This window comes from Deltaproteobacteria bacterium (assembly GCA_030690165.1).
Classification (GTDB): domain Bacteria; phylum Desulfobacterota; class GWC2-55-46; order UBA9637; family UBA9637; genus JACRNJ01.
In genome coordinates, this window is sequence record JAUYHF010000023.1 from 1 (window position 1) to 23,029 (window position 23,029).

A 23,029-nucleotide genomic window follows, 5' to 3' on the forward strand; every position below is an offset into this window, starting at 1 on the left:
AGGAGAAGGACAAGACCTATGGGTGTGTTCAGCGACAGAACGAGTATGGAAAGAATACTGTATGCTGTATTTACCTATGAAAACAAAAAGGAGGGAACTAATACCCCTTTCTTACTGACACATAATAATTGACATTACCCACAATAGAACCGCAACTGCTGTTCGTAAAATAGAACAGATTTACTTCTCCGGCTCAAGCCGCGCCAGCATGCCGTTCGATTCGTCGGTGAGTAAATAGATATAGCCGTCGGGGCCCACTCGCACGTCGCGGATACGGCCGATGGCCGTGCGCACGAGCCGCTCTTCCTTCACCACCTTTTCGCCGTCGAGTTCCAGGCGCACCAGCATCTCGCCGCGCAGCGCGCCAACGAGAAGATTGCCGCGCCATGCGGTAAATTTATCGCCCTCGTAGAACGCCATGCCCGATGGCGCAATCGACGGCACCCATTTGTAGAGCGGCTGCTCCATTCCGGGCTTGTGCGTACCCTCGCCGATTTTGGTGCCCAGTCCGTAGTTGACGCCGTAAGTAATCACCGGCCAGCCGTAATTGCGCCCGGCGCGCATTACATTGATCTCATCGCCGCCCTGTGGCCCGTGCTCGTGCGTCCACAGCTCGCCGGTTATCGGATGCAGCGCCGCACCCTGCATGTTGCGGTTGCCGAGCGTGAATTTTTCAGGTTTGGTGCCAGTGCGTTTCACGAATGGATTGTCCGTTGGCACGCGCCCATCGTCGTGCAGCCGGATCACCGAACCAGCATGATCGTCCAGTCTCTGCGCACGCTCCATTTCCCCGCGGTCACCAAGCGTGAGATAGACATAACCCTGTCGGTCGAACACGATACGTCCGCCGAAATGATGATCCGAAGAAGTCTTGGGCTCCATGCGGAACAGTACCTGCGACTGCGTAAGCCGGTGGCCGTCCAATTTAGCGCGCATAAGCTCAGTGCCATAACCGCCTGCGCCTGCGCCGCTGTACGATAGGTATATCCAGCCGTTATCTGCGTATTTCGGGTGCAGCACAACATCGAACAAGCCACCCTGTCCCACCGCGACCACGCTCGGCACGCCCTCGACGGGTCTGGGATCAAGTTTGAAATCCTTAGATATGATGCGCAGCCGCCCCTCGCGCTCAGTAACCAGCATGCGCCCGTCTGGCAAAAACGCCATCGACCAGGGATGCGAAAGCCCTTCGACCAGCGTCACCAAGTTGAAAGCATGTTTTTCCGAACTCATTGGCCTGGAATCGGCGGCCGCAGCAAACTGCGATATAACCGCAAGCCATGTGGAGACACATGCTATCCCCTTCATCATCACATGTGCTTTCATATCTGTGTAACCCCCTATATTTTATGCTTTTAAAACAACATGCTATAATTATTTATCAGATTTTTTCAATCCACGCTCCCGCGTGGTGGGCTACCACGCGACTTTCACACCATCGCCACACAGTCTTGAGGAAAAGGAGATATGTAAGCTGTTCAACATAATCCCCATAGCTCATGCCGTCGTCGCGGAGGACATTGCAGTAATTCCAGAGTTTTTGAACAATTTGTGCAGACCCGTTAGCCATATCTTTATGAGAAACGATTAAGGAATTCGGTTATCGTAAGTATCTCTATACCTTTGTATTTTTTTAGGCGAAGCAGGTGGGAGTCTCCGCTCACAATAATATCAGCCTTGCCGTCAATAGCAAGATTGATAAAGACATTGTCTGAAGGGTCTTCAATGACAACATATTCATTGGATATAATATTGACCTGTTTCCCAAATTTCTGTATATCTGCAATAATCCCATATATCTCCGAAATCTCAAGAGAGAATTTGACGGACAGTACCCGTACGAGTTCATCCAGAGTCTGCAGGGAAAAGAGGAGGTTGTAACTGGTTTGTATCAGCTTCAATGCCTGCCGCGGGGTTCCCTTCCACAGATAAGCTGATATAAGGACATTTGTATCAACAACAATATTACGGATCACTTCACTCCTCTGACCTCATGAACGATTTTTTCAATCTCTTTCATTGTCATCAGAGCAAGTTTTTTCTTTTTCACAACCGCGTCCATGGAATCAAAGATGTCCTTTTCTTCCGCAGGGAGAACAATCACTTCCACCTTGCTGCCTGCCTTAAAGGGAAGCGCTGTCAAGTGTATGCTCTTTTTCTCGTCTACTTCCAATAGCTTCTTAACTACATTCATATCAAGCCTCCTTCATGCTTTATTTTACTACATCTGCTCATAATAACAATGCTATTCAATATAATCGCCATCGCGGAGGACATTGCAGTAATTCCAGCCTGCCTGTGCGTGTCCGCACGCAGACAGGAGTTTTTGAACGATTTGTGCAGGGGCTCATATTTTTAACCTTTCTGTGAAGTATCGTATCGTTTAGATTTTTTCATATTGCATTCATTTTAATTTCAGAGTTTTGAAGGATTGACAGACTCATAATAATTCTTTGAAAAATCAGAATGAATTATTATGCTCTGCTAAATGCATATTTCTTTTCGCGCATATGAAAAGCAGCTTCTCCTCCTTCTAATATTTCGCAAACTTTCTCCCTTGTACCCAAATCTTTCCCTGTTGGGTCCTTCCTCGTATCTTCAATCGCTCCCAATGAATATGTTATCTTTGTTTCTCCAGAGGGAGGCGTCTTTTCAAATGAAGCAACTATTACTTGTTCTGAATCAGTGTTCACTACAAGGTTTGGATTGTGTGTTATAAGAATAATCTGTCTTCTGGTCTTAGCCTTCTGAAAATATCCAGTTAAAACTTTGTAGACAGATTGGTTGTCAAGATTCTCTTCTGGTTGATCTATCAACAGCGGTCGTCTGTCATTCTTGTCCATCTCTAAATACAGGATCAATAATACGATTCCTTTTACTCCAGGCGATAAGTTTTCTAACTCTATCCCATCGTACTTAATTCCGTAATTAAGACTTATATGATCTGTGCTATACAGCCAGTCATCAAATTGGGCCTCAGATATTTCAGATAATAATTGAGATTGTAAAGTATATTCTCCATTTTTATCATCTAATGTTTCTCTTAACTCCAGAAGAGCTTTTTCAATATTCTCCTTATCTCTTGTTATCCAATATTGCTCTATTATTTCTTTTGCCTTAGTCGCCAGATCACCAGATGCTCTATACGGACCTTTTGTTCTATGGTCAAGTAGCGATTCCCCCTTATTAGCCCAATCAGTTGTACGAGCTTCCCATTTAATATAAAACTCTAAGCTTCTCTCTTCTTTATTACCAGCTTCCAAAGTATGACTTAGCGATCTATAGAGGTCTTCAAGTGTTTTCTGCTCCTCTTTAAGATTGTCGAAATAGCTTAAATACTTTCCCCATCGGTCTACAGATTTATTTTTTAGCTGTTCTGATTTACTTGATTTGATATCTTCTATTGTTTTATTTAGTTTATCAATCTCTGTATCAATAGCTTGAATCCTCTTCTGAATTTCAATGCTTTTTTGCTTCTTTGCCTGATCAACTGTTGATTTGGCTTCTAATTCAGCAATACGCTTGTCTATAGATTTATGAGTTGTTTTTTCCGGGTATGCATCTGTATCAAGCCCTGAGATTTCTTTAATTTCTCGTTCCAGTTGGTCATTTCTTTGATTCAATGGGGTTATTACGTCACCTTTAAATAAAGGTTCAAAATTACCAATTGTATCGCCTTCTATTCCTATATGTGCCAAATCACTCTTTAATTGCTCGTAAAATTCATTTATATCTTCCTTGAAACTTTCTACCCTGTCTCTAATTTTCACAATCAGCTCAACGAGTTGCTTACTTTCACTTATCTTCTCAACAATTATTTTCCTTAAATCTCTCAGCTTTATTAATTCTTCTTCTATTTTCTGCTCTTCCTCGTTATCAAATGAAGGTATCTGCTTCTTAAGACCCTCTTTTTCATTCTTCAATTCATCAATTCTTTTCTCTTTTGAAGGCAATGACCTCTGTTCTTGATTCAGATGTAGTATTTCCTCATTAAGTTTGGTGATCGCAGCTCTAAGCCTTATCCTCTGTTCTCCAATTCGTTCTGTTTTCGTAGCTCTCAGATCTGCGAAGCTGGTTTCGCCAAGTTTATCTGTATCATCTAAATATTCAAATATTACATTCTCAATTTCATTTACAAGCTCCAGACCCACACGATCTTCTGAACATAATTGTTCAACAAATTGTTGTGAAAGGTATCGGACTTTATTTTCTTTACCCGGCAAAAGAGGCTTTCCTATTTTTTTATTATCTGGTGAACCACCCAACCACTCCACAGTAACCTCAGTTCCTATGAGTTCCTTATGCGCTTTGTAAAGAAAAGATGCCTTATTCTCCTTCCACGATCCAGTTGCAAAGGCTGTTAAGTCAAGCAATGCTGTTTTGCCTGATCCTTTACCACCGATTACACTCACTAATGCGGGATTAATTGGGAATTTAATATCTGCAAACCATCCATTAGAATTTTTAAAATGGAGAGACTTTATAATACGATTTTCATCACGCGTATCAGGAATTGTTTTGCCAATATGAACTCTTGCTTCAGGTTCATAAAGTATCTGGCGAAGACCTTCAAAAGTAGGATCAGCTTTTATCCAGCAATAACGATCTAAATCTGGTTTAAAAAGCTTATCCTCTTTATGAGCGTCAGAACCATGCACACATGGCTTTCTACCATTAATTTTTCTTTCTAATTCTTCTTCTGTGTCTACTCCTTGTCCTAGAAAATATATGCGATCATTCGGATTACTTGATAACACTATGTGACTAAAACGGTAAATTTCAAGTCTTACAGCTTTATAACCATCATCGTGTGACAAACCAGATGCTCCATCATTACTACTATTAGAAACTGCTATTATTGAATTCTTCTTGAGCCACGCCTCATTCTTAAACCAGTCCTTGAAACTATCGAAACTCGGCTTAAATTGACAAATTCCTTCTCTGTAGGCTACTTCATCTGTAATTAGTAAATCTTGTTTGTAAATTTTTCCAAGATTTGTTAGGCCGATTTGGTTGCAAGGGTATTTTTGCTCATTAAATGTGAAAGTAAAGCGGCTAAGTGCATCTTCAATATTATCAATATGATTGGAATCGGAAACATCAACCAATATATGAATATTTATAGCAGCGCCTTCCTTAGTAAAAGGTGATATCCTGAACTCAATATTAGGCAAAATCAAATGAAAATTTTGAAGACGGTTGTTAACATTTTTCTCTTTGTAAATATTTTTATAGCCATCTATTGAGGCATAATCAGTAATTCCTATTGCACATATACTTGCATCAGCTAACTCAAGAGCTTTGATGTATGTCTCCCATCCTTCAAACTTATTATGTAGAACAGATTCTGGTGTATGAATGTGTAAATCCCATCGTCTCCACTCTGATCCTTTCGGGTATTTACTTGGCATAATGAACCCCTCCCTTAGAGTTGCTTTTATTGGCCTGATGAACAAGGCTTCCCGAAAACGCCCTTTTCAAAATCGCCTGCCGCAGGCGTTCAGCACGTTTAAGATTAATGTTCATTGTTCCTTCTATTTCCTCTGTGTTCACCGGGGACAGTCCCATCGTGTTCTCTACTCATTGCGTCCGTCCTTATTATTTTTTTCTATACACTTCATCGTGACTCCCTATATCAAAAAGGATAATTTCTTTTTCTTTAACGATAATTGTCAGCGTAACACGGTAGCTATGGGTTAGACTCACTGCCTGTACGCCCTCAAGTTTTCCACCGAGGTAATGGAATTCAAGATGCGGCTGAAATGGATCACGCCGCAAATCTTCAACGAGTTCCTCAAAAGCCCGTTTCAAATCAGGGTGCTTTTTAAAAAACTTCTTTGCACAGCGCAAAAAATAGTTGGTGGTTGTTAAGCTGAACACTATTTTTCCAGTTCAAGCGCCTTTATCAACTCTTTGGCATTTTTAAATTTAGTTACCCTTCCTGCCTTTAAATCTTCAAGCGATGCCCGGATGCGGGCATTATACGCCTCATCCTCAGCCTCGACCAGTTCCTGATACCGTTCTTCTGAGAGGACAACATACTGAGGCTGATTGTTTTTGATAATGTGGACAGGCCCCTCTTTCAAAACTTCATCTACGGCCGAAATCCCCTTTCTCTTAATTTCCTGTGCAGCCAAGGTATTCATTTTGATACTCCTTTAAGTATCTATTTTAGCGCTTAATTTATCTCAAAATTCCTTTTTAGTCAATCTAAAATCTTTAAATCGCAAATCTAAATTCATAGTAACCCCGCCACCCCCACATTCTGCCATGTGCCGCTTACGACCTTCCAGTCTTTGTTTTCCTTTTTGAATATCAATTCAAATCTGTAGCCTGCAGCAGATTCAGGGATTATATCTTTAATGCTTTTTACTTCCTTGCCCCTGACAAGAATCACATTGGCCTTTACAAGGGCTGTGCCGCCCTTTACCTCTGCGTCTACGCTTCTCACAAAGATAGAAACAGTCTCTGCCCTAATGAAATGGTAAAGGAGTAGCCTCCTGACACTATCATAATCATTCCCTTCTTGATCTCTGTATGATTTGGAGATATGTTTTCTTACTCCGTCTATATCCTTTTTCTGGCCTGCCTCTGCAATATCTTTTACTATGCCTTTTAATATATCTTCATCTGGCACACCCTTTGCACAGCCTGAGAAAATAAGAAGGCTAAGAAGAATAATCGCTGATCTCATAACCACCTGCTCTAATTTTTTATTTCCATTCCTTTCCAATCCTTGCGCCTATGAGTTGGCCTGCAAGAAGGGCAATAACGCTTACAGGGATAATGGCATAGCTGAAACCAAAGAGCCTTCGCAGTATAATGTTTGCAAGTATGGGTATGTATATGCACCTCGCCCATGGCCTTGAAAATCTTGTAAATCTTTTTCGGTAGAAACCAATCGGAATATTACCAAGCAGTATCAGCGACAGAAATGCAATAATGGAAAAACCTCCTGCCTCTACCATCCCGCCTCCTCTCTGATATTTTGAATCTTATTTAGAATATTCCCGCCTGCTTCTGGAGCCAACGGATATACTGAATAATCTGCTCTAACTTATCCCGGCTTATATTGGGAAGAGGCGGCATATTTCCAAATGTCCAATGGTGCGCTATTACGCCATTCTGAACCGCACGATAGAATGCCTCATCTGCATGATGATTTGGTTCATAAATTTTGTGCACCAACGGCGGCCCATTATTAGCGCCTATTCCAGCCTGACCGTGGCATAAAGCACAGTTTTTGTTGAACAAGGTTTCCCCGCCTGTCAACTCCTTGGGAAGCTTTGCCTGCGCCAAAACAAGCGCAAGATGAAGAGTTATGCTCAACAAAAATCCGCATATTGCCGCAAAAAAGATATTTTTTATCGCCATAAATTTATTCCTCCTTATAATGTAATCATAATCTCACCCAAAAAACACCTCTGCCACTTTGTATATATCCATATCAACTGTTTTTGTCTGCTTAACGCCTTCTTCAAGCGGGATGGCGACGATCTTATTTCCCTGAAGCGCAACCATCGTGCCAAAATTGCCTTCATTTATACACTCCACTGCCCTGACGCCGTATCTTGTTGCCAAAATCCTGTCGTGGGCTGTCGGGCCTCCGCCTCTCTGCAAATGACCCAGGACAACATGCCGGCTCTCCACGCCTGTTGCCTTTTCAATCTCCTTTGCAAGGAATTCGCCGATGCCGCCAAGCATAGCATGGCCGAAGGCGTCTTTTTTTGCGTCCTTTGTAATATAGCCTTCAATCCCCTTTGGCACCGCGCCTTCTGCCACAACAATTATACTAAATCCCCTTCCCTGCCTTGCCCTTTTTCTGACAATATCAGCAACATCCTTAACCTCAAATGGCTTTTCAGGGATAAGTATCATATCCGCGCCGCCTGCAAGACCGCCATATACGGCAATCCATCCTGCGTGTCTCCCCATCACTTCAACAACCATTGCCCTGTGATGCGCCTCTGTTGTTGTGTGTAGCCTGTCAAGCGCCTCTGTTACGATGCTTATTGCCGTGTCAAAGCCGAAAGTAAAATCCGTGCCTGAAAGGTCGTTGTCTATGGTCTTTGGCACGCCTATTGTTTTTATTCCTTGCTTGTATAATTTTGCGGCAACACCAAGCGTATCATCGCCGCCAACGGCTATAAGCGCATCCAGTCCAAGCTTCTTTATATTATTTACAACCTTCTCTGCCATTTCAGGAGACTTGAAGGGGTTTGTCCTGGATGTGCCGAGGATCGTCCCACCCCTGGGAAGTATGCCCGATGCTGCTTTGGTATCCAGCGGCACGGTGTCAATCTCCACCAGCCCTTTCCATCCGTCCTTGATGCCGATAACTTCATAACCGTAATTGACAGCCTTTTTTACAACTGCCCTTATTACAGCATTAAGTCCGGGGCAGTCGCCGCCGCCTGTAAGAATTCCTATTTTCATAATCTCACCTCCGTTTTTAGCTGATAGCTGATAGCAACTACTATGAGCTATGAGCTACGTTCACTGTTTTGCCATCTCATCCAATATCTCTGCTGTCCTGTCTTTAACAGGCAGATACACCTTAAACACGCTCCCTTTTCCGGCCTCGCTTTCCACCTCTATTTTACCGCCGTGCGCCTCTGCAATCTCTTTGCAGATGCTTAAGCCGAGACCCACGCCGCCCGCGCCTGTTGTCCTTGCCTTATCCACTCTGTAAAAGCGGTCAAATATATGAGGAAGGTCTTCCTCTGCAATGCCCATGCCTGTGTCAATTACTTTAATTATAGCCCAATTATCCGACTGTTCCAGCGAAATCTCTATCCTGCCGTCCTTTGGCGTATATTTAATGGCATTATATATCAGATTGAACAGAAGCTGGCCTATCCCAATCTTGTCCCCCATTATAACAACACCTTCTTTCTTAGCCATAACCATATCAATGCCTTTGTCTTTTGCCAGAGGCAGGGTTTGATTAAACCTCTCTTCAACAATCCCATCCAGCTTTATATTATCATTAGGCAGTCTAACCCTGCTGTCAAGTTTTGCAAGATTAAGGAGGCTCTTTACAAGGGCGCTCATCTTATCTATCTCTTCAAGGCTGCTCTTAATAACCTCCTTGAAGCCTTCTACTGTTTTTTCAGTTTTAAGCGCAATCTCCATCTCGCCTTTCAGAACAGTCAAAGGGGTTTTCAGTTCATGAGACGCATCTGCTGTAAATTGCTTCATCTGTTTAAAAGAAAGTTCAAGCCTTGCAATCATGTCATTAAATGTCTTTGCCAATCTCCCGAGTTCATCTTTAGGGCCGGAGACATCTAATCTCTCGTTTAAGCTCCCTGCCTCTATCTTTCTGGCAAGGACTGTAACCATATCCACAGGGCTAAGCGCTTTTTTTGCAAGGAACCAGCCCACACCGCTTGCCAATATTACAGCAAGAGGGATTCCAAATATCAGGATATAAAACAAAGCGTTTAGCGCCGCAGTAGATTCCTGCAGCGGCGCGCCGACCTGCAATATGCTTATTAGCTGGCCATTTTCCATTAAAGGAAATGTAACAATCCTGACCGGATACTGGCCTATGTTTTTTATGGTCTCATATGTGGCATTGCCGGCAATAGAATGATGATACGTCTGGGCTGACAAAGGAAGATGGTTTTTCCCGAGGGTTGAAGATGTAAATACTATCTTGCCATATTCATCCATCAGTTGAATAAAATTGCCTGATGTCTTTATTCCAAAGAAATGCTCAAGAAAGATATCAAAGTTTTGAGGCAGATTTACGGTGCCGGGCCTGAATACTGCCCTGGAAACCATATCGGCCATGGAGAATAACCGCGCATCAATTGAGCTTATAATGTTTCTTGAGAGCGCAACATACAGGATAGAGCCGAATGTGATGAGGCTGGCAGCAAGAAGCGTTGTATACCAGATTGTCAGTTTAGCCCGGATGGGAAGGGTCATAATAAGTAAGGATTAGAGGTTGTTTTCAAAACTTTATCAGAGAAAATACCGGATAGTCTTTGAGTTTGCTTCTGCCGTTGAGCGCCTCAATCTCAGAAAGGAATGCGCATCCTACAATCTGGCCGCCCATTTTTTCTATAAGATGTATAACTGCCGACATCGTTCCGCCTGTTGCCAGTACATCGTCTGCTATAAGCACCTTTTGGCCGGGGCTTACGGCATCCTGATGTATCTCAAGACTGTCTTCGCCATATTCTAATTTATAAGATGCCTTATGGGTTTTGTGCGGCAGCTTGCCGGGCTTTCTCACGAGTATAACCCCTGCGCCAAGCTTGTATGCCAGCGCCGCCCCCACAATAAACCCCCTTGCCTCAATACCTACAATCAGGTCAATGTGCTTCCCGACATAGCGGTGGCTCATCAAGTCCACTGTTGTCTGGAATGAAACAGGGTCTTTTAAGAGCGTTGTTATGTCTTTAAAGAGTATCCCCTTCTTAGGGAAATCAGGGACATCTCTTATAATCTTTTTTAACGCTTCTACCATAATCATCCCTCCTATGAAACTCAAACAACAACTCAAAACTCAAATGTCAAATCTCAAAATTAAAACTCAAAACCTTAAAACTGATTTAAAAGTTTTGAGTTATAAGGCTATAGTTTTGACTTTTGAGTTATGTTTGAGTTTATACTATAAACTATTTTAAGGCAAGAAAAAAAGAGGGTTTCTTGGCTTCTTGTCCTTTCTTACTTCAAAGTGCAGATGCGGACCGGATGAATTGCCGGTATTCCCCAATCTGGCGATAACACTCCCCTTCTCCACCATCTCCCCGCCCTTTACAAGGTTTTCCCTATTATGTGCATAAATCGTGATGAAGCCGTCTTTGTGCTTTAACATCACCATATTGCCGTAGCCTCTTACGCCGTCGTCGCTGTATATAACCTCGCCGTCAGCAGCGGCTAATACAGAACTGCCTGTCGGAGCGGCTATATCTATTCCATCATGCTTTTTTCCATTCCTTACGCCAAATAAAGAAATCATCTCACCCTTTACAGGCCATGAAAATCTCCATTTTTCCACAACTATCTTGCCTTCCGGTCCTTCTTTTGATTCTTCTCGGGAGGGAGATTGGTTGTTTGTAGATTTGCGTATATCTTGAGTCTTCGGTTCCCTGCTTAAAACTTGCGGGGACAAGCTTGAGTCTTGCAACTGATATGGTTCAACCTTTAAAACCTGCCATGCGCCCGGTATAAATAGTTTCTGTCCTTCTTTTATCTGCGTTATATCGGTAATGTCATTAAATTCAGCCACATCCTGAATATCAACATTATAAGTCTTTGCTATCCTCCACAAAGTCTGGCCCTTTTCTATTTTGTGATAAACTCCGTATGAAATAGCGCAGCCAAGCAAAACAAGACAGGCCACAGACCAAAGACTCAGGACTAAAGTCTTTAGTCTCGTGTATTGTGTCTGTTTTAATGAACCGAACCTGTCCACTTTTTTGCCGCAATAAAACCTAATATTAAAAGCCAAATAAAGATTAAAGACAGGACATTAAAATATTTTTCAATAAATTCCTTTATACGTTGACCAAATCTATGTATCAGCCATGCAACAATATAAAACCTAAGAGACCTTCCAACAATTGATGCGATAGTAAATGTAAAGATATTCAGCTTAAATGCGCCTGCTGTGATTGTAATTAATTTATACGGTATCGGCGTAAATGCGGCAATAAATACAATCATGGCATTATGCTCCTCATACGAGCGCCTTATAATCTCATACTGAGAAGTCACGCCATAGAACTTGATTATAGGAAATCCGATAATGTCCATCATTTGCCAGCCTATGAGATACCCAAAAAGGCCGCCGATAATAGAGCCTAAAGAGCATATAAAGGCGTATCTGAATGATTTGGCGGGTATTGATATGGCAAGCGCGATAAGGAGCACATCCGGCGGAATAGGGAAAAACGAGGATTCTGTAAATGCCAGAATAAAAAGCGCCCATGTGCCGTAGGGCGTGTGCGCCCAGTGCAAAACCCAGTCATACAACCTTTTTAAAATGTGCTGTCTTCTGCCTTCCATCCATACCTCCCGACAAGTTTTACAAATCTGCATCCGCCCATTTCCTGTCTTGTTATTCCTTTCTTGGTTTTCATTATCTTTACAAGGGTTTGAGAGTATTCATCCCCCACTGGAATAACCAATCTTCCGCCTATATTAAGCTGTTCAACATAACACTTCGGTATATCCGGAGCAGCCGCTGTAGTAAGTATCGCGTCAAACGGCGCCTCTTCAGACCAGCCAAGGGTTCCGTCCCCGATATTTATCACCACATTGGAGCATCCAAGAGAATCAAGCACCTTTCTTGCTCCGGCTGCGAGGCTTGATATCCTCTCTATGGAATAAACCTTTTCTGTCAGCATCGAAAGAATAGCGGTCTGATAACCTGAGCCTGTCCCTATCTCAAGAACCTTTTCAGTTCCTTTCAGTTCAAGGGCCTCTGTCATAAAGGCAACAATATATGGCTGGGATATTGTCTGCCTTTCACCGATAGGAAGCGGATAGTCGCTGTATGCCTGGCTCCACAGAGCCTCTTCAGGAACAAACAGATGCCTCGGTATGGTCAGCATTGCCTCAATAACCCTCTTATCCTTTATACCCCTCGGGATGAGCTGGGTCTCAACCATTCTCTGGCGGCTCCTCAGATAATCATCTTTCTCTTTTATTTTTAACGGCGGCATAAATTATAGTTTCCAATTCTTAAGCTCCTCAAGCGATGCATAATTGGTCAAATCCAGATGAACCGGAGTAACTGATATAAATTTACTATCAATAGCCGCAAAATCACTATCCTTGCCGCCTTCGCACCTCAGAATATCTCCGCCTATCCAGTAATATTTCTTGCCCCTCGGATCAATCTTTTCTATAACGGCGTCGCCGTAAACCCTCTTCCCCTGCCTTGTTATCCTGTGGCCTTTGATATCGCTCCCTTCAGGCACATTGACATTCAAAAGGGTATCCTTTGGAAGCTTGTTTCTTAATATAAATCTGGCAAGCCTTGCCGCAAATCCAGCGGCGCTCTTAAAATCAAAATTATCTCTTGATACAAGGGATATGGCAAAGGATGGAATTCCGAGGAGGGTCCCTTCCATGGCAGCGGAGACAGTGCCTGAATATGTAACATCATCACCGAGATTGCCGCCCTTATTTATGCCTGATACCACAAGGTCAGGCCTTTTTTTAAGTATGCCGTTTACTGCAATGTTTATGCAGTCCGTTGGCGTTCCGTCAACAGCGTATGCATTTGGACTATGCCTCTCAACACGCAGAGGCCTGTGAAGCGTTAAAGAATGGCTTACCGCGCTCTGCTCCCTGTCAGGCGCAACAACAATGACATCGCCTACCCTTTTAAGCGTCCTTGCAATGGCCTTTATGCCTTCAGAATGAATACCGTCATCATTCGAAATAAGGATTATCTTTTTCAAACAAATCACCTTCAATTGGCAAGATAGCTTAAAGTTTAACGGATTGTCAATCCGAAAAATTATAAATATCATTGCAACTATGCCTTAAAGTTGCTATGTTTATTTGCGTAGAGGAAAAGAATTGGAGGAACAGCCCCATGAAGATTACCACCTTAATCGGTTTATTGGCAGCCACCTTGACAACATTATCCTTTGTTCCGCAGGTCGTTAAAACATGGAAAATGAAAGAAACAAGGGACATATCTTTATCAATGTTTTTAATCCTGGGTATCGGTATAATTCTATGGACTATTTACGGATTTATGATTCAGGATTTGCCTGTAATTTTAGCCAACTGCGTATCGTTTATTTTTACTGCAATAATAATATTTTTTAAGGTCAGGTATAAATAACGGGCCTTAAAAAAAGTTTTTACTGTGTCATTGCAGACCTCCAATAATCAACTGCCCCAGGCTTATCCCGCCGTCATTAGGCGACAGTCTGTTGTGTGTAAAGACATTAAAACCCATATCTTTCAGAAGACAAACTGCCCGTTCTGTTAAAACCTTATTCTGGAAAACCCCGCCGGACAGACATACGGTATTTAAGCCCTTTTCCTGCCTTGCCATCTTTGCCACATGCAAAATCAACTGCGCAAGGGTTTCATGAAAATTTTGTGAAATCGTCGTCATGTTAACATTTTTCCACACATCTTCAGCCATAGACTTGAACATAGGCTCCCAATTAAAAATATTCATATTGCCATGGCTTTTAACCTCTATTGGATATGCTGAACCTGTCCTACCGTCTGCCTTAGCTTCCAACATCATTGCGCCCTGCCCTTCATAAGTTGCCTTATGGCATATACCAAGCAAAGAGGCAATTGCATCAAAAATCCTGCCGGATGAGGTAGTAAATGGTGAATTAAAACCTTTTTTCAGCATTTGCAGAAATATAGCCAGTTCCGCTTCTGTAAAAATGTCTTTTAAATTTGCAATTTGTAATTTGCAATTTACAATTTTTTCTGATCCCTGTTTTAAAATATCCTCTCCATATATCTCATAAAGGATAGAAAAGAGCGCCCTCTCCGGTTCTTTTACAGCCTGCTCCCCGCCTAAAAGCCTTAATTTACGGAATGTGCAGAATCTTTCAAATCCTTTATAATCTGCAATCAAAAACTCCCCGCCCCATATTGTGCTGTCAGTTCCGTATCCTGAGCCATCCCATGAAACACCCAGGACATTATCAGTCAGGTGGTTATCCAGCATACATGCTGCAATGTGCGCATGATGATGCTGAACCTGAATATGTTTTACGCCATTTTGTGAAAACGCCCATTTTGTAGAAATGTAATCAGGATGCATGTCTGAGACAATCCTTGCAGGTTTTATATTATAAAAACCGGTCAAATCATCAATTGCGTTTTCAAATGCCTCTTTGCCCTCCTCTGTTGTTAAATCGCCGAGATGCTGACTCATCACCGCCTTATCTTCCCAGCCAAGCGCTATCGTAACCTTCTGATTTCCTCCTACCGCCAAAATAGGTTCATTTAGCTTATACGGGAGTTTGAATACCTGCGGCGTATAGCCCCTTGAGCGTCTGATAAATACCGGCTTCCCGGCAATGACACGGATAACAGAGTCATCGCATCTTCTGACAATATCCCTATTGTGGAGAAGAAAACCGTCTGCTGTTTCTTTAAGTCTCTCCATAGCCTCTTTATTGTCTTTTATAATAGGGCTGTCGCTGAAATTTGCGCTCGTTGCAACAATGGCAGTCTTTAAATCTTTTAGCAATATATAGTGCAAAGGAGAATACGGCAGAAAGGCGCCAACTGTATCAAGCCCCGGTGAAATATATCCTGACAGCCGTGAGTCATCTCTTCTTCTCAGGACAACTATCGGCCTTTCCCTGTTAATCATTGCCATTTCTTCATCTCCACTTAAAAAGGCCTCTTTCTTCACATACGAAAGCATGTCGTCTTTGTCTGCCGGAAAGAGCACGGCAAACGGTTTCTCATATCTGGCCTTCCTGTTTCTCAAAAGACTGACCGCATTATCATCTGAGGCGTCTGCCATAAGATGAAAGCCCCCTATGCCCTTAACCGCTGCTATGCGGCCGCTTTTTATTGCCTCTTCGCATAGTTTGATTGCATCGCTATCTTTTGCAGCAATCCTTCCATCCGGCAGAGCCCAGCATACATGAGGCCCGCAAAGAGGACAGGCATTCGGCTCTGCATGAAAGCGGCGGTCAAAAGGGTCGGTGTATTCCATTAAACATTCGGGGCACATTTTAAATGAGGCCATTGACGTAAGGGGGCGGTCATAGGGAAGCCCTTTGATTATGGTAAACCTCGGGCCGCAGCCCGTGCAGTTAATGAACGGGTATCTGTACCGCCTGTTGGATGGATCAAAGAGTTCTTTAAGACAGTCCTCGCATACAGAAAAATCAGGCGGAAATAAAGGCCCTTTGCCGTGAGACCTCCTGCTTTCTTTAATTACAAAATCAGCATCTCCTGCAAGAGATACCTCTTTTATCCTGATATCTGATATGCGGGCTGATGATGGGTGACCGGCAAATATATAATTCACAAAATCCTGCAAATCATGTCCGTTTCCCTGAACCTCTATAATAACCCCGTCTGATATATTCTCTACAAAACCGGCAAACCCTCTTTCCTTTGCGCATCTATAGATAAACGGACGGAATCCGACCCCCTGCACTATGCCGTTTAAAAAAATTCTTATGCGGCTTAAAGTCTGCCCCCGATTGAAACTATCGGGGGCAGACGAAATTGGCAATGCCATATTGTGTCCCTTCAGACTACGTCGCCTTTATCCTCCATATTGTTCCTTTGGAGGTATCTTCAAGGAGAATACCCTTTCCCTCTAATTCTTTTCTTACAGCATCAGCCTTCTTGAAATCTTTTTTCTTTTTTGCCTCATCTCTTTTCAGGAGAAGATTTTTAATCTCCTCTTCCGATATGATAAGGCGCGCCTTTTTCTCTCCAAAATATTCTTCCGGGCTCCTGTTAAACACGCCGAGAATTTTCCCCACTTCTTTAAAAAATGCCCTGATAACAGGCAAAACCTCCTGAAACTCTTTGTCCACTCCTGTTGTTTTAGCCAAGTCCAACAAACGATTTGCCCTGTTTACTTCTTTAAAGACAAAGCCTACGGCAGAGGCGGTATTGAAGTCATCATCCATAGCATTGATAATGGATTGAAGAACCAACTTTTTCCGTTCTTCATTTACCTCTGCATTTACAACATCCGGCCAATCCCTTTCCATTCTCTCCATGGTTTCATGGAATCTATCCAACTCTGCCTCAGCATTCCGAAGCGACTCCTGAGAATAATCTATCGGCGACCTGTAATGGCTTGACAAAAGGAAAAGTCTTACAGCCTCTGCTGAATAATTCTTCAAGGAATCCCTTATTGTCAGGATATTTCCCAGCGACTTGCTCATCTTTTCCTTTTCAATATTCACAAAGCCGTTGTGAAGCCAGTATCTCACAAAAGGCTTGCCTGTTGCAGCCTCGGACTGTGCAATCTCATTTTCATGATGAGGGAAAATCAAATCCTTACCGCCGCCGTGGATGTCAATTGTCTCTCCAAGAAATTTCTGGCTCATTGCAGAGCATTCTATATGCCAACCAGGACGCCCTTCGCCCCAGGGAGTGGGCCACGACGGCTCGCCTGGTTTGCTTTTTTTCCAAAGTGCGAAATCCAGAGGGTCTTGTTTTCTCTCATCCACCTCAACCCTTGCGCCTGACTCAAGCTCTTCTATATTTTTCCCTGACAACTTGCCATAGCCCTTGAATTTCCTTACAGAATAATAAACATCGCCGTTAAGCGTATATGCAAACCCCTTATCAATCAATCTCTGTATTACATCTATCATCTCTTTTATCGTCTCTGTTGCCTTCGGGCAATCAGCGGGAATCTCCACACCAAGCGCAGCCATATCTTCATCAAACGCCTTTACATACCTTTCAGCAATTTCCTTCCAGTTCACACCGTCCTTATTCGCCCTGTTTATGATTTTGTCATCTATGTCTGTATAGTTCCTCGTGTATCTGACATTAAAACCTTTGTATTTCAGATAACGATAGATTACATCAAAGGCTACAGCGCTTCTGGCATGGCCTATGTGGCTCAAATCATAAACAGTAGGTCCGCAGACATACATAGTAACATCGCTGCCTTTAATGGGTTTGAATTCTTCTTTTTGACGTGTAAGGGAGTTATAGATTCGTAAAGGCATGGAAGATTCACGGACAGCCGAGGCTAAAAAGCCCCGGCGTCTCGGTGAAAACAATGTATTGATTTAAAATGTTTTACTTATTTAACAGATAACAACTCAACTTCAAATATAAGCGCGGCATTTGGACCTATTACTCTGCCTTGACCACGTTCGCCGTATGCTATCGCCGTCGGCAGAAACAACTGCCATTTTGAGCCAACCTTCATCATTTGCAGTGCCTCAGTCCAGCCCGGTATAACACCGTTCAAAGGAAAGCTTGCAGGCTCTCCACGTTTATAAGAACTGTCAAACTCTGTGCCGTCAATTAGTGTACCGCTATAATTGACTGTCACGGTATCTGTCGCCTTAGGCGTCTGACCATTTCCATCCTTGATTATCTTATACTGTAAACCGCTCGATGTAGTCTTTACTCCCTCTTTTCCCTTGTTTGCGGCAAGGAAGGCCTCTCCCTCTTTCTTGTTTGTTTCAGCAAGCGCCTTTGTCTGCTCACCATGTTTGGCTGTCATTTCCTTTTGAAAGGCCGTCATGGTTTCCTGAATCTCCTTCTCTGTCATTAAAGGCTTGCTGCCGGAAAGGGCGTCTTTTATACCTTTTAGAAGGACGTCCGTGTTGATATCCACTGATTGACTTTTAAAATTGCCGCCAATATTAAGCCCGATGCTGTAACTGACCTTGTCTTTCTCATTTTTCAACATTGTGTCGCCTCCTGCGTTCGCACAACCTGCTATAAGCACAGTGCTTAACGTTACTGCCAATAGTGTTTTCATTCTTTATCTCCTTTTTTAGTGGTATATATAGATAATTTATAGAGCCGAAAGTGTAACAACTCAAATCAGATTTGTCAAAACAAATATCTATTAAAACATCTATTTAATTTATTACCTCAATTCACTCGTAGTTTTTATTGAACCATCTTTATCAATGTAAAACTTCCCGCCGTATGGGTCTTTGGGGATTTCCTTGATTATGTTTTTTGCTAACAGGTCATTCAATGTTTCAGGCCGAGTTTTAAATCTATCCTCGTAAACTGACGCAGCCCTTTCCAGAAAGAGTATGGCTTTAAGCGCATTCAATCGCATCCCATACATCTTTTTTGTATTTTCATCATCGGTTCTTAACAACATCTCTTGTAAAAAGATGATAGCATTTTCAGTCCTGTTGGCCTTATACATGAGCCTGGCCGCAAGTTGGGGAAGTAGTGACGGAGAACCAGACCGCTTCGATGCCTCCATTAAATAAACTGCGCCCTCTTCATTATTCTGTAAAAAATAAAAATGGTTGAACCCGATATAAAACGGTATATTCCAATCCCAATCTCTATATCTGCTCCCTTTTTCCAGCAATGTATTTGTCTCCCTCACCATATTACCTTCCCATATTAGATGGGCCTGAGCCACATAGTAGGGATCCAAAAAATACGGATCAAGATCAGTGGAGGCATTTAAGATATTATAAAACCATCTCCACTCCCATTCCTTTAACCGCGGTCTTTCCTTTCGTTCAAAGGTGCTTCCAAAAAAGACCAGGCCCTGCAGAAAGGCATAGTCTGAGGCAAGGCCGTCAAATTCAAGAGCCATTATCTTTAATATCGGCGAGGGCAGGACATAAGATGTATCTTCACCCTTTGGGAGCAGTTTCTTACCCTCTGTAACTTTAGAGATAATAGAGGCATGAACGGGGAATAACAAGAGAATGAGAATAATCGGCAATGCCCTCTGCATATTAAGGGAACTCCCTCCTTCTAAAAATAATGCTGGCAAGGATTATGGTTAAACATGTATAAACAACTCCATAAGAGACTGCCCAGAAGATATATGACAATGATATTGGCAGGGCATGCGCTGCCTGAAGTTTGATGTCAAATATGGAAAGATTCGGAAAGATATAATATGCCGCCTGAACCACCTTTACAGTTACAGATGAAACCTTAATGCCCACTGCCTGAGGGGCCTCCACAAGTGCCTTCACATCCATTATAGACTGGCCGATGATGTAGGATACAATGGTCAAAACTAAAGTAATAAAAGATGTGGATGAAAGGGATGCAAAGAGAAAGGTCAATGCAGAAAGGAGTATAAGCGAAATTGTAATAAATGATATGGATAGTAACACCATGGGCCATGAGAACCTGGGGAAATAACCCGGATAGCTCAGCTTAACCATTAAGATAGAGATGATAGCAAAGATGCTCAAGATAGATATGGTCGTCAGGATAAGGAGCGCCATCCCAAAGAATTTGCCGAGGATATATTGAGGTCTTGATATAGGCCGGGAGAGGACCATATAGATAGTCTTTTTATCCAGATCCTTTGCCATAAGATTAATCCCTACAAACAAAACAAGAAGCAGCCCTGCAAATGATACAGTGGATAAGGCCATATCTACAGCCACCTTGCCCACCTCTTGCATAATCATACTGGAGATAAGGAGGTTTGCGCCCAATAAGAGAAGCGCAAATATGGAAATACCATAAATTGCCCTGTTTCTGATTCCCTCTTTAAAGGTTATTACTGCAATAGGCCAAAGCACAGTCATACTTCAGCACCTCCGCCAGACAACTCCACCTCTCTCAAAAATATCTCTTCCAAAGTAGCCGCCCCTGATAAGAGGCTATCTAATCTATCAACCAATCTTAATTTACCGCCGACAATAATTCCCACCCTGTCGCAGAAACGTTCTATATCAGTAAGGATATGAGATGAGAAAAAGATGGTCTTGCCCTGCGCCTTTAGTTCCATCATTATATCACCCACCATCTTTCTCCCTATGGGGTCAAGGCCGCTCATAGGCTCATCAAGTATGACGACATCAGGGTCGTGTATCAGCGCAAGGGCAATGCCCGCCCTCTGAACCATGCCCTTGGAATATGTCCTTAATTGCCTCTTGCGAGCGCTATGGAGATTGACCTTGTTTAATAACTCGTCTGTCCTTTCCCTAATAGCAGTAGAAGATAGACCTGACGCCCTTCCGCCGAACCAGAGGAGTTCCTCTGCCGTGAGATAATCATAGAAATAGGGGTTTTCAGGGAGATAACCGACATGCCTTCTCGTATCCTTATCCATCACATCCATTCCCATTATGGATGCATGGCCGGCATCAGGAGAAATAAGGTTTATAAGTATCTTTATGGCAGTGGATTTGCCTGCTCCGTTTGGCCCTAAAAAGCCAAAGACCTCCCCCTTATGAATATCAAGGGTGAGGTCTTCCAATGCTATGATCTTTCTGTAGCTAATACTCTCTTTAAATTGCTTTGAAACCCCTTCAATCCTTATCATAAAAATTATTTATACTCATCCTTTCCGCAATGTCAATATTTTTTCTTGGACAGTCCAATAAAAAGGACCCTATTTTTGACAATACATCGAAATCTTAAAGACTATAAGAGAGGCCATCAAAAGTATAGTTTTAACATCCTGATCAATGACCAATCGTTAGATCATGTATTATTATTTTGACTCGTAGGTTTGAGATTTGCTATCAATGGATGAAATGGCCTTTTGCGCTGGAATAAAGTCTGGCCTTAATTTTAAAGCTATCTCAAATTCTTCTTTAGCTTTATCCATCAATCCCTTTTTTTTATAGGCATTCCCAAGGTTAGTATGTGCCTCTACAAAATCCGCATTAAGTTTTAGTGCAGTCAAGTATTCTCCTATGGCCTCATCAAGCCGACCTTGGCTAAAATAGACAGAACCAAGATTATTATGTGCTTCTGCATAGCCTGGGTCTAATCTCAATGCTATTTCATATTCTTGCAGTGCCCCATCCAATCTTCCTTGTTTGGCATAAATATTCCCTAAATTATAATGAGCCTTTTCACTGTCTGATTTAAGTCTTAATGCCGCAAGATATTCATCTTCAGCCTCTTTCAATTTTCCTTGGCTCAGATAGAAATTCCCAAGATTACTATGAGCCTCTGCAAACTCAGGTTTGAGTTCTAATGCCATTCTGTATGCCTGCAGCGCCTCGTCCGATCTCCCCTGTTTAGAATAGATATTACCCAAGTTATAATATGCTTCTGGAAGGTCGGGTTTTAGCCGTAATGCATTCAGATATCCATTAATAGCCTCGCCAAATTCCCCTCTGTCATAATATGCGTTTCCAATGTTGTTGTATGCCTTTGCGTTGCCGGGACTTAATTCTACCGCAATCCTATATTCCTTTAAAGCCTCATCCAGCCGCCCCTGCTTTGAATATACATTACCGAGGTTTATACGGGCCTCCACAAGGTCGGGGTTTAGCTTTAACGCTGTTAAGTGCCTTGTAACAGCCTTATCAAAATCACCTTTATCAAAATAAGCCACACCAAGGGCAGTGTATCCGCGCCCCTTTTTAGGACTTCCCCTCTCCACATCCTCCCACAGCAGCAGTTCATCTTGCCATAATTTGTTTCTTTTAAAGGTTGTGAATGCAACAGGGATTATAACTAATATAAAAAGGGCATGAATATACAACATCTTAAGGGCAGAAGAGGTATTGCAAAGATTATCCACAGGCGCTTTGCCTCTGTTTTTAGTTCTTCCGGCTTTTTCTGTCTCGGGCATTGCCTTTTTGAACATAAGGTACGTTTGGTTGGGTCAAACGCAGTGGACCCAACATTGTTTTGATGGGTTCGCTTTGCTTAACCCATCCTATAGTCTAATTATATTAAATTGGAGGAGAATAAAAAAACTGTCCGGTCAATCTTTAATTGACCGGACAGCGAAAGCTAACTCAATAGTAAAAATAACCATTTGCTACTGGGAAATAAAGTTTGTGCATTTACCTACGGTTGCAGCGTTAAGATTATCTGCTGTAGCTACTCCAGTAGTGGAAGCAGGAATATCTCCAACAACAAGGGCTATCCCCTCCTGATTCAGAGACGTAGCCCTATATGATGCTGTGCTATCAGAATCCCTTCCATAACACGCGTTACCGGCTGTATGCTTTGCTACAATTACATAAGCGCTGCATGCTGTTCCTGATGCCGGAACTGTACCGCTAGCGCCGATACCAACATTATTGCTTACAGAAAACCCAGCTGTACCCCTTGCATTAAAGAGGAAGGTACCAGCTACACTTGGTGTTGAAGGGCTTAGCGGCCCGGTGGCCATAACTGGACCAGCTGTGCAGGCGCCTGTTGTTGCTGGTAATGCAACTGTGTCAATTTGTCCATACGCCTGTGCATCTGCAAAAAGGGCCTCTTGGGTTGTTGCAAGGTTCCTTGAATCAGAATTGGCCGCGGCATTAAACCCCCTGATTCTGTATGCGCTGAACTGCGGTATTGCTATGGCCGCCAGAATGGCGATGATTGCCACAACAATGAGGAGCTCAATGAGTGTAAAGCCCTCTTCCTTTCTGAGTGTTGGACTCAGTAATTTTGC

At 42.8% G+C, this 23,029-nt stretch carries 24 protein-coding genes and 2 pseudogenes; 1 reads left to right on the top strand and 25 read right to left on the bottom strand.

Features of this window, described 5'->3' with window-relative positions; translation table 11 throughout:
- Positions 1-180: 180 nt before the first annotated feature.
- The 17 genes and pseudogenes from Q8P28_04670 to surE form a co-directional block, all read right to left on the bottom strand.
- The gene (locus Q8P28_04670; GenBank protein ID MDP2682090.1) at positions 181-1,233 is read right to left on the bottom strand and encodes a PQQ-dependent sugar dehydrogenase; all 1,053 of its coding nucleotides are present in this window, start codon (positions 1,231-1,233) and stop codon (positions 181-183) included.
- A gap of 217 nt (positions 1,234-1,450) precedes the next feature.
- Positions 1,451-1,570, bottom strand: a pseudogene (locus Q8P28_04675) (type I restriction-modification system subunit M N-terminal domain-containing protein).
- A gap of 4 nt (positions 1,571-1,574) precedes the next feature.
- On the bottom strand, positions 1,575-1,976 hold the full coding sequence (locus tag Q8P28_04680; protein ID MDP2682091.1) for a putative toxin-antitoxin system toxin component, PIN family: 402 nt from the start codon (positions 1,974-1,976) through the stop codon (positions 1,575-1,577).
- Positions 1,973-2,194, bottom strand: a complete 222-nt coding sequence (locus tag Q8P28_04685) for a hypothetical protein (GenBank protein ID MDP2682092.1) — start codon at positions 2,192-2,194, stop codon at positions 1,973-1,975. Before Q8P28_04685 ends, Q8P28_04680 begins: the two co-directional genes overlap by 4 nt.
- A gap of 280 nt (positions 2,195-2,474) precedes the next feature.
- Entirely contained in the window at positions 2,475-5,411 is a 2,937-nt protein-coding gene (locus Q8P28_04690) for a hypothetical protein (protein ID MDP2682093.1), read from the bottom strand.
- A gap of 187 nt (positions 5,412-5,598) precedes the next feature.
- On the bottom strand, positions 5,599-5,883 hold the full coding sequence (locus Q8P28_04695; GenBank protein MDP2682094.1) for a plasmid stabilization protein: 285 nt from the start codon (positions 5,881-5,883) through the stop codon (positions 5,599-5,601).
- A complete protein-coding gene (locus tag Q8P28_04700) occupies positions 5,880-6,146 on the bottom strand; it encodes a type II toxin-antitoxin system Phd/YefM family antitoxin (GenBank protein ID MDP2682095.1) in 267 nt (88 codons plus the stop codon). Before Q8P28_04700 ends, Q8P28_04695 begins: the two co-directional genes overlap by 4 nt.
- 92 nt (positions 6,147-6,238) lie before the next feature.
- On the bottom strand, positions 6,239-6,694 hold the full coding sequence (locus Q8P28_04705) for a hypothetical protein (GenBank protein ID MDP2682096.1): 456 nt from the start codon (positions 6,692-6,694) through the stop codon (positions 6,239-6,241).
- Between the two features lie 19 nt (positions 6,695-6,713).
- Complete coding sequence (locus Q8P28_04710; GenBank protein ID MDP2682097.1) at positions 6,714-6,968, bottom strand: hypothetical protein; 255 nt, start codon at positions 6,966-6,968, stop codon at positions 6,714-6,716.
- 31 nt (positions 6,969-6,999) lie between these two features.
- Positions 7,000-7,374 (bottom strand): cytochrome c, encoded by a 375-nt coding sequence (locus Q8P28_04715; protein ID MDP2682098.1) that lies wholly within the window; start codon positions 7,372-7,374, stop codon positions 7,000-7,002.
- A 33-nt stretch (positions 7,375-7,407) separates the two neighbouring features.
- Positions 7,408-8,436, bottom strand: coding sequence for an ATP-dependent 6-phosphofructokinase (locus tag Q8P28_04720; GenBank protein MDP2682099.1), 1,029 nt, complete (start codon positions 8,434-8,436; stop codon positions 7,408-7,410).
- Positions 8,437-8,496: 60 nt separating this feature from the next.
- Entirely contained in the window at positions 8,497-9,933 is a 1,437-nt protein-coding gene (locus Q8P28_04725; protein MDP2682100.1) for an ATP-binding protein, read from the bottom strand.
- A gap of 25 nt (positions 9,934-9,958) precedes the next feature.
- Positions 9,959-10,477, bottom strand: a complete 519-nt coding sequence (locus Q8P28_04730) for an adenine phosphoribosyltransferase (GenBank protein ID MDP2682101.1) — start codon at positions 10,475-10,477, stop codon at positions 9,959-9,961.
- 156 nt (positions 10,478-10,633) lie between these two features.
- The gene (locus tag Q8P28_04735; protein MDP2682102.1) at positions 10,634-11,356 is read right to left on the bottom strand and encodes a M23 family metallopeptidase; all 723 of its coding nucleotides are present in this window, start codon (positions 11,354-11,356) and stop codon (positions 10,634-10,636) included.
- Positions 11,357-11,406: 50 nt separating this feature from the next.
- Positions 11,407-12,021: a YqaA family protein gene (locus Q8P28_04740; protein MDP2682103.1), complete on the bottom strand. Its 615-nt coding sequence runs from the start codon at positions 12,019-12,021 to the stop codon at positions 11,407-11,409.
- Positions 11,994-12,680: a protein-L-isoaspartate(D-aspartate) O-methyltransferase gene (locus tag Q8P28_04745; GenBank protein ID MDP2682104.1), complete on the bottom strand. Its 687-nt coding sequence runs from the start codon at positions 12,678-12,680 to the stop codon at positions 11,994-11,996. The genes Q8P28_04740 and Q8P28_04745 overlap by 28 nt, the downstream gene beginning before the upstream one ends.
- A 3-nt stretch (positions 12,681-12,683) precedes the next feature.
- Positions 12,684-13,415, bottom strand: coding sequence for a 5'/3'-nucleotidase SurE (gene surE / locus Q8P28_04750; GenBank protein ID MDP2682105.1), 732 nt, complete (start codon positions 13,413-13,415; stop codon positions 12,684-12,686).
- Positions 13,416-13,561: 146 nt separating this feature from the next.
- Between surE and Q8P28_04755 the strand changes: the two genes are divergently transcribed.
- The gene (locus tag Q8P28_04755; protein ID MDP2682106.1) at positions 13,562-13,816 is read left to right on the top strand and encodes a SemiSWEET transporter; all 255 of its coding nucleotides are present in this window, start codon (positions 13,562-13,564) and stop codon (positions 13,814-13,816) included.
- A gap of 27 nt (positions 13,817-13,843) precedes the next feature.
- On the opposite strand, the gene hypF is transcribed toward Q8P28_04755, so the two are convergent.
- From hypF to Q8P28_04795, 8 genes and pseudogenes are all read right to left on the bottom strand, one after another.
- Complete coding sequence (hypF, locus tag Q8P28_04760) at positions 13,844-16,210, bottom strand: carbamoyltransferase HypF (GenBank protein ID MDP2682107.1); 2,367 nt, start codon at positions 16,208-16,210, stop codon at positions 13,844-13,846.
- 16 nt (positions 16,211-16,226) lie between these two features.
- Complete coding sequence (gene cysS / locus Q8P28_04765; GenBank protein ID MDP2682108.1) at positions 16,227-17,669, bottom strand: cysteine--tRNA ligase; 1,443 nt, start codon at positions 17,667-17,669, stop codon at positions 16,227-16,229.
- Between the two features lie 77 nt (positions 17,670-17,746).
- Positions 17,747-18,436, bottom strand: coding sequence for an FKBP-type peptidyl-prolyl cis-trans isomerase (locus tag Q8P28_04770; protein MDP2682109.1), 690 nt, complete (start codon positions 18,434-18,436; stop codon positions 17,747-17,749).
- Positions 18,437-18,547: 111 nt separating this feature from the next.
- Positions 18,548-19,390 carry a hypothetical protein gene (locus Q8P28_04775; protein MDP2682110.1) on the bottom strand — a complete coding sequence of 281 codons (843 nt, stop codon included), beginning with the start codon at positions 19,388-19,390 and terminating at the stop codon, positions 18,548-18,550.
- Position 19,391: 1 nt separating this feature from the next.
- Positions 19,392-20,204, bottom strand: coding sequence for an ABC transporter permease (locus Q8P28_04780; GenBank protein ID MDP2682111.1), 813 nt, complete (start codon positions 20,202-20,204; stop codon positions 19,392-19,394).
- Positions 20,201-20,944 carry an ABC transporter ATP-binding protein gene (locus Q8P28_04785; GenBank protein MDP2682112.1) on the bottom strand — a complete coding sequence of 248 codons (744 nt, stop codon included), beginning with the start codon at positions 20,942-20,944 and terminating at the stop codon, positions 20,201-20,203. Before Q8P28_04785 ends, Q8P28_04780 begins: the two co-directional genes overlap by 4 nt.
- Positions 20,945-21,115: 171 nt before the next feature.
- Positions 21,116-22,225, bottom strand: coding sequence for a tetratricopeptide repeat protein (locus Q8P28_04790; GenBank protein MDP2682113.1), 1,110 nt, complete (start codon positions 22,223-22,225; stop codon positions 21,116-21,118).
- Between the two features lie 594 nt (positions 22,226-22,819).
- Positions 22,820-23,020: pseudogene (locus Q8P28_04795) on the bottom strand (prepilin-type N-terminal cleavage/methylation domain-containing protein).
- Positions 23,021-23,029: the final 9 nt, after the last annotated feature.